The following is a 14,775-nucleotide window of genomic DNA, read 5'->3' on the forward strand; positions in this document are numbered from 1 at the left end:
GTCGTACCGGGTCAGGTAAGGAGACTGGCGATGACTGCTTCCTGTCACGTATTCATTCTGCACGACGTCGGGAATCAGGTCGCGGCGCTGGCGCAGGCCATCGCCGAGGGCGCTGCCAGCGTGCCTGGCGTCACTGTGACGATCAAACAGCCGACCAGGGCGGAGAAGAGCGATCTGCTGGAGGCGGACGCGATCATTATCGGAACGCCGAACTGGACCGGTATCAAAGGAACGCTGAAGCGCTGGCTCGATACCACCGGCGATCTGTGGGAAGAGGGCAGCCTGGCAGGCAAAGTCGGCGCGGCATTCACCAGCAGCGCCGGGCGTCATTCCGGCACAGAGTTTACGTTGCTGAATGTGCTGCACTGGTTCCTGGGTTCGGGGATGATCATTGTCGGTCTCCCCTGGAGTCCGACGATGGAACGCGCCGGTTCGTACTACGGCGCAACGGCTGTCGGCGTTTTGACGGAAGAGGATCTCGCGCAGGCACGTGCGCTGGGTCGCCGTGTTGCGCGTGTTGCGTCCCGAATGAAGGGTTGGGAGGAGTGATGAGTGAATTTCCTGCTGAAACGCTGACCGCTGCGAAAATTGCTGCGCGGTCGTTTGCGATCATTCGCGCCGAACTCGAGCAGCGTGGTTTCCATGTCGAAGCGCCGCTCAACGCGGTCGTCGAACGGATCATTCACAGCACGGCGGATTTCGAGTTTGCAACCATTACGCGCGCCAGTCCTGGCGCCGTTGAAGCCGGGGTTGCAGCGCTGCGTCGCGGATGCCATGTGCTCGCCGACGTGCAGATGGTGCGTGCTGGCATCAATGAGCGACGGGTGCGCGAGTTTGGCGGTGCGCTGCACTGCCTGAACGACTCGCGTGAGGCGCTGTCGATTGCCGACGATGATGGGTTGACCCGCAGTGCAGCCGGTATTCGCGTCGCCCATGCGAATGGTCTGCTCGACGGCGCGGTCGTCGCCATCGGCAATGCTCCGACTGCGCTGTATGAACTGTTGCGCCTGATCAACGGCGGTGCGCGTCCGGCGCTGGTCATTGGTGTGCCGGTCGGTTTTGTGCATGCCGTTGAGAGCAAAGAGGCGCTGATGGCGCGCTCCGATGTTCACTGGATCGTAACGATCGGGCGGAAAGGTGGCTCGACGGTCGCTGTTGCAATTGTGAATGCACTCCTGCGTCTTGCTGCCGGGGTCGATAACACAGCCGTCTACTGATGAGTGACACTGTTCCGCCGCGCAACAAACGCGGACTCCGCACCGGCTACACCACCGGCAGCAATGCCGCCGCCGCCGCGAAAGCCGCGACCATTGCCCTGCTGACCGGTCAGTGGCCCCCACAGGTGACCATTACGCTGCCAATCGGCGAAACCGCAACCATGACGCCGGTCGAGATGCGGCAGGGCGAGGATTGGGCTTTTTGCTGCATGGTCAAGGATGCTGGCGACGACCCGGATGTCACCCACGGCGCCCTGATCTGCGCGCAGGTGCGGCGTGTACCGGGTGCAGGCATTTCCATCGACGGCGGCGTTGGGGTAGGACGGGTCACGCTGCCGGGTCTGGGATTGCCGGTCGGCGGTCCGGCGATCAATCCGGCGCCACGCCAGCAGATCACCGAGAATGTGCGCGACGCGGTTCGTGAGTTCGCGCCCGACGGTGAAGCCTTCCTTGAATGCAACGGACTGGAGATCGTCATCAGCGTGCCCGACGGTGAACGTCTGGCGCAGAAAACGCTCAACCCGCGCCTGGGGATCGTTGGCGGGATCAGCATTCTCGGCACCACCGGCAAGGTCTTTCCATACAGCACTGCCTCCTGGCGCGCCAGCGTCATTCAGGCGGTCGAAATGGCAGCGCGCAACCATGTATCAAAAGTCGTGCTGTGCACCGGCGGTCGCTCGGAGAAGTTCGCCATGCGCATCTTCCCCGAATTGCCGGAACTGGCATTTGTCGAGTTGAGCGTCTTTACCGGCGATGCGCTGAAAACCTGTGTTGCATGCGGCGTGGAGGAAGCCGTATTTGTCGGCATGATCGGCAAAATGGTCAAAACGGCTCAGGGACATATGCAGACCCACGTGGCGGGGAATCAGGTCGATTTCGGGTTCCTGGCGCAGGTCTGCCGTGATGTTGGCGCGCCTGATGCACTGGTCGAGGCGGTTGCGCATGCCAACACCGGGCGACACTTTCTGGAACTCTGCCAGGAGTACGGTCAGACTGCGCCGCTTCAGCGCATCGTCGAACTGGCGCTGGCGAGTTGCCTGCGGTTTATCGAAGCGCAGGGCGGCGCGATGGGGTTCGAGACCATCCTGGTTGATTTTGACGGCAGAGTGCTTGCCCGCGCCAGCGTTCCCAGACCCCTGCGCACCATCGCCCCTGTCGGCGATGCCCGTCCACTGATTGAGCGGCTCGCTGCTGCACCGTTCGACGCCGATGACGATGACGAGATGCTGGAGGAGTCATGACGGTGCGCCGCCCGATTCTGGTGGTTGGAATGACCGATGCCGGCGCTGCGGGTCTGCCTTCCGCCCTGTACGAACGGATCGTCCAGGCGACGCTGCTCGTCGGCGGGCAGCGCCACCTGGCAGCATTCCCGGCGTACACCGGAGAGCGACTGGTCATCGGCGCCACGGTCCAACCGGCGCTAGAGCGTCTGAAGCTTGCGTGGGAACGCGGTGAGTCGGCGGTCGTGCTCGCATCGGGCGATCCGCTGTGGTATGGGATCGGCGCCTCGCTGCGGCGCGCGCTGCCGCCTGATGCGCTCGACATTATCCCGGCGCCGACATCGGCGCAACTGGCATTCGCGGCGCTGGCGGAACCCTGGCACGATGCAGCGCTTCTCAGCGCCCATGGGCGCCCGCTCGATGCGGTGATTTCTGGCGTACTGCACGCGCCGAAAGCCGCCATTCTGACCGATCAGCAGCATACGCCTGCCCGGATCGCAGCCGTGCTGCTGGAAGCCGGTCTGCCCCCAACCACACGCTGCGCCATTTGCGAGCATCTGGGCGGTCCTGCGCAACGGGTGGTGCGCACAACGCTCCGTGACGCAGTGGATCAAACCTTTGCGTCGCTCAATGTGTTCGTGGTCTGGAATGATGACGTCGCCCGCCCGTCTGCTGTGCCGCCTGGTTTACCCGACGAATCGTTCAGCACTGAAGCCGGGCAGATCACCAAACGCGAAGTGCGCCTGCTGAGCCTGGCGGAACTGGCGCTGCAACCGGGCGAGACGTTGTGGGACATTGGCGCGGGGAGCGGTTCGGTGGGCATCGAGGCGGCGCGCGCCTGCCCGACTGCGCGGGTGTATGCCATCGAGCGACGTGAACGATTTGTTGCGCATATGCAAGAGAATCTCCGGCGTTTCCCGGCGCCGAACCTGCGGGTCATCCACGGCGAAGCGCCGGAAGCCTGCGTTGGTCTTCCTGATCCACACGCCATCTTCATTGGCGGAAGCGGCGGACGCCTGGCGGAGATCATCAGCATGGCGCAGCAACGCCTCAAACCGCATGGTCGCCTGGTCTTGAACCTGGTCACGCTGGAACACGTGCATCGGGCGACTGCGCTGCTCCCCGACGCGCGGCTGACTCAGGCGCAGTTCAATCGCGGGACGCCGATTCAGTCGCTGCTGCGCCTCGAAGCGCTCAACCCCGTTTTTATCGTTGTATGGCGGAAAGAGAACCGGCATGACTGAAACTGCGACATTGATCGCCATTGGCATGGGACCGGGCGATCCGGAATTGATCACCCTCAAAGGGCTACGCGCGCTCCAGGCGGCGGATGTCATCTTCGTTCCCCAGAGCCGCGACGGCGATCAGAGCCTGGCGTTGCGCATCGCCGAACCCTGGATCGACCGCGCTCGTCAAACGGTCGTTGCATTGCCGCTGCCGATGACCCGTGATGCCGGACAGTTGCGCCCGGCATGGCGCGCTGCCGCCGAAACGATTGCGACCGAACTGAACGGGCGTCGCCGGGGAGCGTATCTGCTGCTGGGCGATCCACTGCTCTACGGCACCTTCGTCTATCTCTGGCGCGAACTGGCGGCAATTCAGGCGCCGGTGACGATCACGATCATCCCCGGCGTGACATCGTTTGCGGCAGCGGCAGCAACGGCTAGCATCCCGCTGGCGATGAGTGATGAGCGCATGATTATCATGCCCGCCAGTTACGAGACGGACGCGGCAACGCTGCGACGACTGTTGACCGACTTCGAGACGATTGTGCTGATGAAAGCGGGTTCGGCGCTGCCAGCAATCGTGGCGGCGCTCGCCGAACTCGACCTGCTCGACCGCGCGCTGTACGCCGAGCGTGTCGGGATGCCAGAAGAATTGATTGTGCGCGACCTGCGCACGATCGACCCGCAGCGGCGCCCCTATCTTTCGCTGGTGATCATTCGCCGTGGAGACCATATATGATGTACGCTGCCGTTCCCGGAACCGTCTATTTCATCGGTGCAGGACCCGGCGCGCCAGACCTGATCACAGTACGCGGACGTGACCTGCTGACGCAGGCTGATCTGATCCTCTACGCCGACAGTCTGGTGGATGACGCCCTGCCCGCTGCCTGCGCCCGCCCCGGCATCCAGATTATCGGCACAGCGGACATGCATCTGGAACAGATCGTTGCCCTGATGAGCGACGCTGCGCATGCCGGGAAAGTGGTCGCCCGCCTCCACAGCGGCGATCCATCACTCTACGGCGCCATTCACGAGCAAATGGCAGCGCTCGACGCACGTGGCATCCCCTACGAGATCGTTCCAGGGGTTACTGCGGCATTCGCCGCCGCCGCCCGTCTCGGCGTCGAACTAACAGTCCCCGAAGTGGTGCAGACCATCATTTTTACCCGTGCTGCCGGGCGCACTCCCATGCCGCCGCGCGAAGAACTGCACCGTCTGGCAGCGCACGGCGCATCGCTGGCGATCTACCTCAGCGTCACCCGCATGCAGCGCGTGGTGGACGAACTCCTGGCAGGCGGCGCATACACCCGCGAGACACCGGTGGTCGTGCTGCACCGCGTCACCTGGCCCGACGAAACGATCATCCAGGGAACGCTGGGTGATATTGCAGCGAAGGTCAGAGCTGCCGGCTTCACGCGCCAGGCGCTCATTCTGGTCAGCCCGGCGCTCGATCCTGCACTGAAACGATCGCCACAGCGGGCTGCGAGTCGCCTCTACGACCGGACGTATACGCACCGTTTTCGCCGTGCAGATCAGAGTGGAGATCAGGCGTGAATGCAGACACCGTCATCATTGCCGTCACCCGTGCAGGAACGCGCCTGGCGGCGCGCCTGGCGGCGGAATTGCGCGCCGCCGCGCACGTACCGGCAAAATTCGCTGCTGAAGCGCCGTATGCAACCCCATACACCGCCGCACTGCTGGACGAAGTGCGCACCTGCTGGGGCGACTATCGTGCGCTGGTGCTGATCATGGCGAGCGGCATCGCCGTGCGCGCCATTGCTCCGCTCATTGCCCGCAAAACCATCGATCCGGCAGTCGTTGTGCTCGATGAGAGCGGCAGGTTTGTCATTCCCCTGCTTGGCGGGCACCAGGCTGGCGCGAACGACCTGGCGCGCCGGATCGCCGCGATCACCGGCGGACAGGCTGCCATCACCACTGCCAGCGATACGCGTGGACTTCCGGCGCTCGACCTGCTGGGACGCGACAGGGGCTGGCAAATCGCCGATGACTCGGCGCTGACGCATACGATGGCGTGCCTGGTGAACGGCGACCTGGTGGGGTGCTTTGTCGATCCAGCGCTCCCCGATGCGCGTCGGTTGGTGATCGAACAGGGGGCGGATTGCCCGAACCTCGAATATGTCGATGATCCGGCGAGCCTGACAGATCCCCGGTTTGCGGCTGCGCTCCTGGTCACGCATCGTCGGATCGACGATCTCTGGCAAACGCTACGCGAGAAGAGTGTTCGCTACCTGCCGCCGGTCCTGATCGTCGGCATCGGGTGTCGGCGCGGCGTGTCGGTCGATGAATTGCACGACGCGCTGCGCACAACCCTTGCCGATGCCGGTCTCGACGAGCAGTGCGTGGGAGCGCTTGCCACCGCCGACATCAAAGCCGACGAACCGGGACTGGTTGAGATCGCCGGTCGACTCAACGTTCCGCTCCACGTGGTCTCGCGCTCTGAGATCACCGCCCTCGACGCTGCAAGGTTCAGCCCAAGCGCCGCCGTCACCCATTTCGACCTGCCAGGTGTTGCCGAGCCGTGCGCCATGATTGCAGGCGGCGGCGATCTGCTCGTTCCGAAGCGTGCCTTCCGGCGGTGCACCGTCGCCGTGGCGCTGCGGAACGATACGCCATACCAGCCATCGAATGTTGCGACGACCGCACCAGCAGCGCATCCTTCCGGCGTCCTGACTCTCGTCGGCATTGGACCCGGCGATCTGGGTCATCTCACATATGCAGCGCACGCAGCATTGCGCGATGCCGATGTGGTTGCCGGGTATCGTGTCTACATCGATCTGATCCGTCCCCTGTTGCAACCCTGGCAGGAAGTGATCGTCACCCCCGCGATGGGCGACGAGATCGGGCGTGCGCGGCAGGCAATCGCAGTTGCGCGTTCCGGTCGCCGGGTGGCGCTGATCAGCAGCGGTGATATTGGCATCTACGCCATGGCTGCGCCTGTTTTCGAGATACTGCGTGACGAAGGGTGGACTGGCGATCATCCGGCAGTCGATGTTGTGCCAGGGATCAGCGCATTTCAGGCGCTTGCCGCGCGACTCGGCGCACCGATCGGTCACGACATGTGCATCATCAGCCTGAGCGATCTGTTGACACCCTGGGATGTCATTGAACGCCGGTTGCGGGCGGCGGCGCAGGCGGATTTCATCGTTGCGCTGTACAATCCGCGGTCGCGCGGGCGCGACTGGCAACTTGACGCTGCCCTGAACATCATGCGCACCCACCGTCCCCCGACGACGCCGGTCGCATTCGGGCGCAACGTCTCCCGTGCCGATGAACGCATCACCCTGACGACTCTGGCAGCCGCAGACCCGTCGTGCGCCGATATGTTCACCGTCGTGCTGATCGGAAACAGTCAGAGTTACATTCTCGGCAACCGCATGGCGACGCCGCGCGGATATGCGCGGAAGGGGCAGGTCGTTCTGGAGGAGACGGCAGCCGACCGGCGCGATGCACCGATCCCCGGAACGCAGCGAGACTATCCGGTGACGCTGATCAATCCGGGCGATCTGTCTGCCGTGGTGATCGGCGGCGGCGCCGTGGGTGAACGCAAGGTGCGCGGATTGCTGAATGCAGGCATCCCGGTGCGCCTGGTCAGTCCGACCGCTACACCCCATCTGGCAGCCTGGGCGGATGCCGGGTTGATCGTGTGGAACCGGCGCGAATACGAACCGGGCGATCTCGCAGGCGTGTGGTTGGTCTTCGCCGCCACCGATCAGCGCGATGTCAACGCACAGATTGCGCGCAATGCCGCCGCTGCAGGCATCCTCTGCAACGTTGCCGACGCACCAGAGGAGGGAAGTTTCCATGTTCCCGCCGTCCACCGCTCCGGCGGAATCACGATTGCGGTCAGCAGTGGCGGGGTTGCTCCGGCGCGCGCCGTTGCCCTGCGCAACGCGCTTGCACAGTGGCTGGGGGAGGGGGATGTTGAAGGTTGAAGGTTGGAAGGTTGAAGGTTGAAGGTTGGAAGGTTGAAGGTTGAAGGTTGAAGGTTGGAAGGTTGAACGTTGAACGTTGAACGTTGGAATGTTGGAGTTATGAACGTTGAAGGTTGAAGGTTGAAGGTTGAAGGTTGAATCCTATGACCGGCAAAGCATACCTGGTCGGCGCCGGTCCTGGTCGCGCCGACCTGATCACGATGCGAGGTCTGACCGTGCTGCGTCAGGCTGACGCTGTTCTCTATGATCGTCTGATCGCTCCTGAACTGCTCGACGAAGCGCCGTCGCATGCTGAGCGCATCTTCGTCGGCAAGCGTCCGGGGCATCATGCGTTGCGGCAGGAGCGGATCAACGAACTGATAGTGCGCCTGGTGCATAACGGGTTGCAGGTGGTCCGGTTGAAGGGTGGCGACCCCTGCGTTTTCGGGCACGCAGGCGAGGAAGCAGCGGCGCTTGCTGCGGCGGGCCTGCCGTATGAAATCGTCCCCGGCGTCTCATCGGCAATTGGTGTGCCTGCCTATGCTGGCGTGCCGTTGACCCAACGTGGTGTCGCGTCGGCATTTGCAGTCGTGACCGCCCATGAGGCATCGGAGACTGCCAGTGGCATCGACTGGCGCGCCCTGGCTGCCATGCCGACGCTGGTGGTACTCATGGCGCTCACCCGCCTCGACGTGGTCTGTGCGAAGCTCATCGCTGCCGGGCGCGACCCGCTCACACCGGCGATCCTGATCAGCCGCGGAACGACGGCGCAGCAGCGAACTCTGCGCGCAACGCTGGCAACTCTTCCCGATGCCCAACAACGCGCAATGCTTCCGCCACCTGCCATCCTGGTCGTCGGCGACGTTGCGGCGTTGAACGACACCCTCGCCTGGTTCGATCCTGCGAGCATGCCCGCACACCATATGTTCTGGGAGGATGAATAATGCCTGCCCTGCCTCGTCTGCTGCTTGCTGCGCCAATGAGCGGCAGCGGCAAAACGACGATCACCGCCGGACTGATTGCCGCGCTGACTGCGCGCGGTCTGACAGTTGCACCGTTCAAATGCGGACCGGATTATATCGATCCGGGGTATCACGCGCTGGCGTCAGGGCGCGCCTGTTTCAATCTCGATGCCTGGTTGACGCCGCCGGAACAGATCGCCGGTATTCTGGCGCGGCGCAGCGCAGGCGCCGATCTGACGCTTATTGAAGGGGTGATGGGGTTGTTCGACGGCTACTCCGGCGCTGATGACACCGGCAGCAGTGCGCACATCGCGCGTCTGACCGCCACCCCGGTTGTGATCGTCCTCGATGCGCGAGCGATGGCGCGCACCGCAGCCGCACTCGTCGCCGGGTTGCGCGACTTTGATCGGCGGTTGTCGATTGCAGGGGTGATTCTCAACCGCATCGGCAGCCTGCGTCACGCGCAGATGGTGCAGGAAGCTGTCGAAGGAAGCGTCGGTGTGCCGGTGATCGGCTACCTGCAACGCGACGATGCGCTTACCCTTCCCGAACGACATCTTGGACTCATCCCGGTGGCGGAGCCGGGGCGCTGGCAGGCATGGCTGAGTGAGGTGCGCCAACGGGTCGAAGCGACTATCGATCTGGACCGGTTGATCGCGCTGGCGCGTGCGGCGCCGCCACTCGTCGACCACGACATGGCGCTTCCTCGTTTTGAAAGCGTACCTGCCGGTGTGCCGCCGATCATCGCCGTAGCGCGCGATGAGGCGTTCAGTTTTCTGTACGAAGACAATCTCGACCTGCTCCGCGCTGCGGGTGCGACGATTGCTTTCTTCAGCCCGTTGCGCGATACTGCACTGCCGGAAGGAACCGCAGCGCTCTACCTGTGTGGCGGTTTCCCCGAACTGTATGCCGAACCGCTCAGCGCCAACCGCGAATTGATGAACGCCATCCGCGCCGCTATTGCTGCCGGTATGCCGGTGTATGCCGAATGCGGCGGCTTGATGTATCTGACCGAAGCGATCATCGATGCCGCAGGACAGACGCATCCCATGGTTGGCGCGCTCGCCGGTCGTTCGGTGATGACGTCGCGCCTGACCCTCGGCTATCGCACAGTGCGCGCTGGATGCGATACCTGGCTCTGGCGGGAGGGCGAAACGTTGCGCGGTCACGAGTTTCACTATTCTATCTGGGAAGAGCGCCCCATGCACCTGCCCTGGCTCTACGCCTGCCTGCCGGATGCCATGCGTCCGGCGACCTTCAAGGAGGGGGCAATCGTGCATAATGCGCTGGCATCGTACATCCACATCCATTTCCTGGCGTGCCCGCACGCAGCGCAGCGGTTCGTCGCTGCAGCTGCCGCCTTTCGGCACGGAGCAACAGTATGAGCCGGATTGTTCTTTTCACCGGCGGCGCACGCAGCGGCAAGAGCATGCGCGCCGAACAGTATGCCGCGCGTCTCAGCGAGCACGTGATGTACCTGGCAACCGCCGAAGCCGGCGACGATGAAATGCGCGAGCGGATCGCGCACCATCGTCGCCGTCGTCCTGCCGCCTGGAAAACGATCGAAGCGCCGCGCAACGTTGCTGCGGCGCTGGCGTCACTTGCGCCCGGTTCGGTCGTGCTGCTCGACTGTCTCTCGCTTCTCGTCAGCAACCTGCTGCTGGCGCACGAAGACGACCCGGCGCCGTTCGTTGAGCAGGAACTCAGCGCAATCCTGAAGATTGCCGACGAACGCGCGTTGAGTCTTATCATCGTCACAAACGAAGTGGGTATGGGTATCGTACCGGAATATCCGCTTGGACGGCAGTACCGCGATCTGCTTGGGCGCGCCAATCAGCGGGTCGCCGCCGTCGCCGACGAGGTCTACCTGGTGGTATGCGGCATTCCGGTTGAGTTGTATGCGCTGGAGGCGGCATGGGCGCGTTCGACCAGGTAGCGCATGGCGCCATCGACCACGCCGAATGTGCGGCGCTGGGGATCGCGCCAGAACAGGTGACCGATTTCAGCAGCAACCTGAATCCGTTCGGTCCACCGTCCAGTGTGCGTGCGGCACTCTCGGCGCTCGACCCGGCGCCATACCCCGACCGGAGTTGTCTCCGGTTGCGGATGCGGCTGGCGCATCTCCACGGATGCGAACCGGATCGGATACTTGTGGGGAACGGCGCGAATGAACTGATCCACCTGATCGCCCACACCCTCGCCAGACCGCACGCAACGGCGCTGGTCATCGCGCCTGCCTATGGTGAATATGAGCACGCCAGTCGCCTGCACCAGATGCAGATCGTCGAGGTGCGGACACAACCGGAGGATGGGTTTCGTTGCGACATCACGACGCTGAGTGCTGCCATCCGGCGTATCAATCCGCGTCTGACCTGGCTGTGCGCCCCGAACAATCCCACCGGCGTCAGTGTAGAACCTGCTGCGATATGCGACCTTGCCCGGCTGTGCGCCGACTGCGACGGCTTTCTCGTCGTTGACCGGGCGTACCATGCGTTCCAGCGCGGTCTGCGTGATCTGCGCGACCCACTGGACGAGGGATCGCCGCCAAACCTGATCCGGCTCTACTCACTCACCAAAAGTTACGCGCTGGCAGGACTGCGTCTCGGCTACCTGATCGCGCACCCGGCGATTGTGGCGAGCATCGGTCGCTTTCAGCCAGCGTGGAGCGTCAACAGCGCCGCACAGGCGGCAGGTCTCGCCGCTCTGGCTGATACTGCGTTTCTGCCTGCCACGCTCCCGCAGGTATGGTCAGCCAGCGACGACCTCGAGACGGGGTTGCGCCGGTTGGGGCTGAAGGTCTGGCGTGCAGCGTTGCCATTCATGCTCGTGCATTGCAGCAACGGCGCAGCAGTGCGAATGCGCCTGCTTCAACATGGATGCGTTGTGCGCGATTGTGCATCTTTTGGGTTACCGGAGTGGGTGCGGGTAGCGCCGCGCCAACCGGAGGAGAACGCTCGTCTCATCGACGCCTGGAAGGAGATCGTATGACAGCGCCGGTCATGATGGTGCTCGGCACCGCATCCTCAGTCGGCAAGAGCGTGCTGGTCACGGCGCTCTGCCGCATCGCAACATGGTACGGATTGCGCGTCGCGCCCTTCAAGGCGCAGAATATGAGCAACAACGCCGCCGTAACCCTCGACGGCGGCGAAATTGCGCGCAGCACGGCGGTACAGGCTGCCGCAGCGCGGATCGAACCGACGGTTGAGATGAACCCGATCCTGATCAAACCAGAGGGGCATCGGCGCAGCCAGATCATTGTCGAAGGGCGCCCCTGGCGCACCCTCGACGCACGCGATTTCTGGCAGCGCAAGGAGATGTTGTGGAACGTCGTCACCCGCAACCTCGACGCGCTACGCGCCCGCTACGACCTGGTCATCGCCGAGGGAGCGGGAAGCCCGGTGGAACTGAACCTCAAGGCGGGCGACATTGTGAACATGCGGGTGGCAACCTACGCACAGGCGCGTGTTGTACTCGTCGGCGACATCGACACCGGCGGTATTTTCGCCCAACTGCTCGGCACCCTGATGCTGCTCGAACCGGAGGAACGCGCCCTGGTGCGGGGGTTGATCGTCAACCGTTTTCGTGGCGATCCGGCGCTTTTCGAGGAAGGGGTGCGAATCCTGGAACAGCGTAGCGGGCTGCCGGTGCTTGGCGTGGTTCCGTGGATCGAAGACCTGCGTGTAGCAGAGGAAGATGCGGTTGCGCTGGAGCGCGGCAGCAACACCCCGAACGCTGGACTGACGATTGCGGTCGTTCACCTGCCAGCCATCGCCAACTTCGACGATTTTGATCCGCTGGCGCGCGAGTCTGGCGTTGTCGTGCGCTACATTACCCGTCCCGATGAAATGGCGAACGCCGCTGCCGTCATCCTTCCCGGCACAAAGCACACGCTGGCAGCACGGCGCTGGTTGCGCGAACGCGGTTTCGACACAGCGCTGCGCCGGTTTCCCGGCGCGATTGTCGGCATCTGTGGCGGCTATCAACTGCTCGGCGAACGGATCAGCGACCCGGCTGGCGTTGAGGGGCAGGGCGGCGAAGAACCGGGGTTGGGAGTGCTTCCGGTCGAGACGGTCTTCAGCAGTGAGAAGCGCACCGTTCGTATCTCCGCGCAGGCGCATGCTCCCTGGGCATCCAGCGGACTGCTGGAAGGGTACGAAATCCACATGGGGCGAACGCGCGCAATCAGGGAAGAACGTCCACTTCTGACCATTGTGTGCCGTAGTAGCCAACCAACGCACGAAAGTGACGGACATATCAGCACTGATGGGCGTATATGGGGTTGTTATATGCACGGCATTTTTGCGAATGACGAATTTCGCCGTGCATGGCTACGTTCGCTCGGATGGTATTCAACCGGCGCCCCGGCGCCACCGACCGACCCCTACGATCACCTGGCGCGTCACGTCGCCGCAGCCCTGGGTGAGGGAGTGGTGGAGCGGTTGTTACAGGCGCCGTAGGGGCGCAGCGCCGTTGGGGCGCAGCGGCGCTGCGTCTACGGGGACTCCCGTACAGGCAATCATATGTGGCCTCTCGTTCGTCAGGCGCGCTACCTTGGTCGATACCGCCAGATTGCGCAGGTGTTCTGGCAGTATGGTTTCGGCTACCTGCTGGATCAATTAGGTCTCACAACCCTCCTCTCGATGCCGCGTCGGATCATGCGCCGTCCGGCGCCTGATCCGATCAGTGGTCCGGAGCGCCTCCGCCTGGCGTTGACCGATCTCGGTCCAACGTTCGTCAAACTGGGGCAGATGCTGAGCACCCGCCCTGACCTGTTGCCGCCAGCGTGGATCGAAGAACTGAACAAACTGCAGGATACCGTACCCCCGTTTCCTGCCGATGTCGCCATTGCGACCATCGAGGCGGAACTGCATCGACCGATCGACACCCTCTTTCGCTGTTTCGAGCGAGAACCGCTGGCAGCGGCGTCGTTGGGGCAGGTGCATGGCGCCGAACTGCCCGACGGCACGCCAGTGGTCGTCAAAGTGCAGCGCCCGGACATCCAGCAACTCGTCGTGATCGACCTGGCGATCCTGTCGGAACTGGCGGCGCTGGCGCAGCAGAATACCGCCTTTGGCGAGCAGTATGACCTGGTCGAACTGGTATGGGAGTTTGGCGTCACCCTGCGCGCCGAACTGGACTATCGCCGCGAAGGGCGCAACGCTGAGCGCTTTCGTGCTAATTTTGCCGGCAATCCGCATGTCTGCATCCCGCGTGTCTTCTGGAGCCACACCAGCACTCGCGTCCTGACGACCGAGCGCATCGCTGGCATCAAGATCACCGACATTGCAGGCATGGATGCAGCCGGTATGGATCGGAAGCGCCTGGCGCGGCACAGCCTGGAACTGATCCTGCAAGAAATCTTCGTTGATGGGTTCTTCCAGGGCGATCCCCATCCGGGCAATCTGTTCGCCCTTCCAGGCGAGGTGATCGGTGCAGTGGACTTCGGGCAGGCAATTGCGCTCGACCGTGAGATGACCGGCGATCTGCTGCTGCTTCTGGTGGCACTGCTTGAGCGCGACGCTGATGGAGCGTTGCGGGCGTTACAGCGGTTGGGCGTTCTGACACAGCGCGAACTCTCCCCAGCGCTGCGACGCGATATGCGTCGCTTTGTCGATCACGTCGTTGATCGGTCGCTGGCAGAACTGTCTGCGCGGGAAATGGGCGAAGAGTTGCTGACGCTCCTGCAACGTCACCGTCTGCGCCTCCCCGCGCCGCTGGCGCTATTGTTGAAGGCAATTATCATGATGGAGGGCATTGGCGTCCAGATCGATCCGCAACTCGACGTTTTCGGTATCGCCCGACCCTACGCGATGCGCGCCCTGGCGCAACTGAACAGCCCCGATGCGCAGTTGCGCCGTGCGCTGCGCGAACTCGAGGAAATGCGCGGGATCGTCAGCGCCCTGCCGGGTCAGATGAGCACCCTGGTTCAGCGGTTGAACGAAGGAGAGATCCGCATCCAGACGCGCGAGATGGAAATGCGGCGCCTGGCCGCAGCGCTGTCGCAGGCAGGAGCGCGTATCGCGCTCGGTCTTATCGTCCTGGCGGCAACGCTGGGACTGGCAGGTCTGGCAATCGCAGCAGCCATCGGCGGATGGGAAGGATGGCCCGTGATCATCCTGGCGGCAGGCGCGCTGATCGCCCTGATCAGCGCTGGCGCAACATTGTTCATCAGCATCGCGCGCGGATCGGGCGGATCGTCGTAGTGGCGCCGCGCTGCT

13 protein-coding genes are annotated in these 14,775 nt (G+C 63.6%); all 13 read left to right on the forward strand.

Annotated elements, in window-relative coordinates; all coding sequences use genetic code 11:
* Positions 1 to 30 precede the first annotated feature (30 nt).
* The 13 genes from ROSERS_RS02910 (at position 31) to ROSERS_RS02970 (ending at position 14,760) form a co-directional block, all read left to right on the forward strand.
* The gene (locus tag ROSERS_RS02910) at positions 31 to 549 is read left to right on the forward strand and encodes an NAD(P)H-dependent oxidoreductase (protein WP_011955344.1); all 519 of its coding nucleotides are present in this window, start codon (positions 31 to 33) and stop codon (positions 547 to 549) included.
* Positions 549 to 1,217 (forward strand): precorrin-8X methylmutase, encoded by a 669-nt coding sequence (locus ROSERS_RS02915; RefSeq protein ID WP_011955345.1) that lies wholly within the window; start codon positions 549 to 551, stop codon positions 1,215 to 1,217. Before ROSERS_RS02910 ends, ROSERS_RS02915 begins: the two co-directional genes overlap by 1 nt.
* On the forward strand, positions 1,217 to 2,458 hold the full coding sequence (locus ROSERS_RS02920) for a cobalt-precorrin-5B (C(1))-methyltransferase (RefSeq protein ID WP_011955346.1): 1,242 nt from the start codon (positions 1,217 to 1,219) through the stop codon (positions 2,456 to 2,458). Before ROSERS_RS02915 ends, ROSERS_RS02920 begins: the two co-directional genes overlap by 1 nt.
* On the forward strand, positions 2,455 to 3,681 hold the full coding sequence (locus tag ROSERS_RS02925; RefSeq protein ID WP_011955347.1) for a bifunctional cobalt-precorrin-7 (C(5))-methyltransferase/cobalt-precorrin-6B (C(15))-methyltransferase: 1,227 nt from the start codon (positions 2,455 to 2,457) through the stop codon (positions 3,679 to 3,681). Before ROSERS_RS02920 ends, ROSERS_RS02925 begins: the two co-directional genes overlap by 4 nt.
* Complete coding sequence (gene cobI / locus ROSERS_RS02930; protein WP_011955348.1) at positions 3,674 to 4,402, forward strand: precorrin-2 C(20)-methyltransferase; 729 nt, start codon at positions 3,674 to 3,676, stop codon at positions 4,400 to 4,402. The genes ROSERS_RS02925 and cobI overlap by 8 nt, the downstream gene beginning before the upstream one ends.
* On the forward strand, positions 4,399 to 5,217 hold the full coding sequence (gene cobM / locus ROSERS_RS02935) for a precorrin-4 C(11)-methyltransferase (protein WP_011955349.1): 819 nt from the start codon (positions 4,399 to 4,401) through the stop codon (positions 5,215 to 5,217). Before cobI ends, cobM begins: the two co-directional genes overlap by 4 nt.
* Positions 5,214 to 7,616, forward strand: coding sequence for a precorrin-3B C(17)-methyltransferase (gene cobJ, locus ROSERS_RS02940; RefSeq protein ID WP_011955350.1), 2,403 nt, complete (start codon positions 5,214 to 5,216; stop codon positions 7,614 to 7,616). The genes cobM and cobJ overlap by 4 nt, the downstream gene beginning before the upstream one ends.
* A gap of 143 nt (positions 7,617 to 7,759) precedes the next feature.
* Entirely contained in the window at positions 7,760 to 8,539 is a 780-nt protein-coding gene (gene cobA / locus ROSERS_RS02945) for a uroporphyrinogen-III C-methyltransferase (RefSeq protein WP_011955351.1), read from the forward strand.
* A complete protein-coding gene (locus tag ROSERS_RS02950) occupies positions 8,539 to 9,942 on the forward strand; it encodes a cobyrinate a,c-diamide synthase (RefSeq protein WP_011955352.1) in 1,404 nt (467 codons plus the stop codon). The genes cobA and ROSERS_RS02950 overlap by 1 nt, the downstream gene beginning before the upstream one ends.
* Positions 9,939 to 10,493 (forward strand): bifunctional adenosylcobinamide kinase/adenosylcobinamide-phosphate guanylyltransferase, encoded by a 555-nt coding sequence (gene cobU, locus ROSERS_RS02955; protein ID WP_011955353.1) that lies wholly within the window; start codon positions 9,939 to 9,941, stop codon positions 10,491 to 10,493. Before ROSERS_RS02950 ends, cobU begins: the two co-directional genes overlap by 4 nt.
* Positions 10,472 to 11,545 carry a pyridoxal phosphate-dependent aminotransferase gene (locus ROSERS_RS02960; RefSeq protein WP_011955354.1) on the forward strand — a complete coding sequence of 358 codons (1,074 nt, stop codon included), beginning with the start codon at positions 10,472 to 10,474 and terminating at the stop codon, positions 11,543 to 11,545. Before cobU ends, ROSERS_RS02960 begins: the two co-directional genes overlap by 22 nt.
* Complete coding sequence (locus tag ROSERS_RS02965) at positions 11,542 to 13,014, forward strand: cobyric acid synthase (protein WP_011955355.1); 1,473 nt, start codon at positions 11,542 to 11,544, stop codon at positions 13,012 to 13,014. The genes ROSERS_RS02960 and ROSERS_RS02965 overlap by 4 nt, the downstream gene beginning before the upstream one ends.
* 63 nt (positions 13,015 to 13,077) lie before the next feature.
* Entirely contained in the window at positions 13,078 to 14,760 is a 1,683-nt protein-coding gene (locus tag ROSERS_RS02970) for an ABC1 kinase family protein (RefSeq protein ID WP_011955356.1), read from the forward strand.
* Positions 14,761 to 14,775 lie beyond the last annotated feature (15 nt).

The organism is Roseiflexus sp. RS-1 (genome assembly GCF_000016665.1).
GTDB lineage: Bacteria > Chloroflexota > Chloroflexia > Chloroflexales > Roseiflexaceae > Roseiflexus.

What these genes read in the sequence shown, in the direction of transcription:
- ROSERS_RS02910 (WP_011955344.1), top strand. Translation starts at nt 31, where the DNA reads ATGACTGCTTCCTGTCACGTATTCATTCTGCACGACGTCGGGAATCAG.
- ROSERS_RS02915 (WP_011955345.1), top strand. Translation starts at nt 549, where the DNA reads ATGAGTGAATTTCCTGCTGAAACGCTGACCGCTGCGAAAATTGCTGCG.
- ROSERS_RS02920 (WP_011955346.1), top strand. Translation starts at nt 1,217, where the DNA reads ATGAGTGACACTGTTCCGCCGCGCAACAAACGCGGACTCCGCACCGGC.
- ROSERS_RS02925 (WP_011955347.1), top strand. Translation starts at nt 2,455, where the DNA reads ATGACGGTGCGCCGCCCGATTCTGGTGGTTGGAATGACCGATGCCGGC.
- cobI (WP_011955348.1), top strand. Translation starts at nt 3,674, where the DNA reads ATGACTGAAACTGCGACATTGATCGCCATTGGCATGGGACCGGGCGAT.
- cobM (WP_011955349.1), top strand. Translation starts at nt 4,399, where the DNA reads ATGATGTACGCTGCCGTTCCCGGAACCGTCTATTTCATCGGTGCAGGA.
- cobA (WP_011955351.1), top strand. Translation starts at nt 7,760, where the DNA reads ATGACCGGCAAAGCATACCTGGTCGGCGCCGGTCCTGGTCGCGCCGAC.
- ROSERS_RS02950 (WP_011955352.1), top strand. Translation starts at nt 8,539, where the DNA reads ATGCCTGCCCTGCCTCGTCTGCTGCTTGCTGCGCCAATGAGCGGCAGC.
- cobU (WP_011955353.1), top strand. Translation starts at nt 9,939, where the DNA reads ATGAGCCGGATTGTTCTTTTCACCGGCGGCGCACGCAGCGGCAAGAGC.
- ROSERS_RS02960 (WP_011955354.1), top strand. Translation starts at nt 10,472, where the DNA reads ATGGGCGCGTTCGACCAGGTAGCGCATGGCGCCATCGACCACGCCGAA.
- ROSERS_RS02965 (WP_011955355.1), top strand. Translation starts at nt 11,542, where the DNA reads ATGACAGCGCCGGTCATGATGGTGCTCGGCACCGCATCCTCAGTCGGC.
- ROSERS_RS02970 (WP_011955356.1), top strand. Translation starts at nt 13,078, where the DNA reads ATGTGGCCTCTCGTTCGTCAGGCGCGCTACCTTGGTCGATACCGCCAG.